At 70.3% G+C, this 589-nt stretch carries 2 protein-coding genes; both read right to left on the bottom strand.

Features of this window, described 5'->3' with window-relative positions; all coding sequences use genetic code 11:
• On the bottom strand, positions 1-247 hold a 247-nt coding region (locus tag R0J87_RS18395), incomplete at its 3' end, for a hypothetical protein (protein WP_498887975.1).
• Positions 248-284: 37 nt separating this feature from the next.
• Positions 285-589 (bottom strand): phage tail fiber protein (locus tag R0J87_RS18390; protein WP_498887973.1); only part of this gene is annotated, 305 nt, incomplete at its 5' end.

The following is a 589-nucleotide window of genomic DNA, read 5'->3' as shown; positions in this document are numbered from 1 at the left end:
CGGGCGAGAATCCGCCGCCCGTGCCGGCGGCCGTCGAGCCGGTCGAGTCGAGCGCGAGGGCGTCCACAACGATCGGGAACAGCACCTCGGACGCCTGCGAATCGAAGGCGGTGGCGTTGACGATGCCGACGAAATCGCCCGTGCCGGCGGCCGTCGAGCCGGTCGAGTCGAGCGCGAGGGCGTCCACCTTGGGCGAGGCGACGCCCGGCCCGAGGTTGAATGGGAGGATGCCGCCACCGAGGACCATAAGCTACTCCGGGCTGCCGGGGAACTTCCGGGGAACTTCAGTCGGCCTTGAGGTCGAAGTCGCCGGCGGCGATCGAGAAGCTGTCGCCGTCATTGACGGTGACGTTGCTGGCGCGGTCGAAAGCGCCTAGGAAGTTGCCGGCGGTGCTCGCATCATAGAGGCCCACGGCGACGATGGTGCCCCAGTTCGCCCCGCTGGCCGAACCGAAGTCGATGGCGTTGGCGTTGTCGAGGACCGACGGGTCGGCGAGGGTCGCGGCGTTCCAGTCGGTGGCGGAGGTCGTGACGCGGGAGTACCCGCCGCCGCTGACCTCGGTTCCGCCCGTGCCGTCCTCCCCCGGCT

The sequence above is a fragment of the Halomonas sp. SIMBA_159 genome (genome assembly GCF_046536035.1).
GTDB classification, from domain to species: Bacteria; Pseudomonadota; Gammaproteobacteria; order Pseudomonadales; family Halomonadaceae; genus Vreelandella; species Vreelandella venusta_A.
This window is presented reverse-complemented; position numbering and strand designations above follow the sequence as displayed.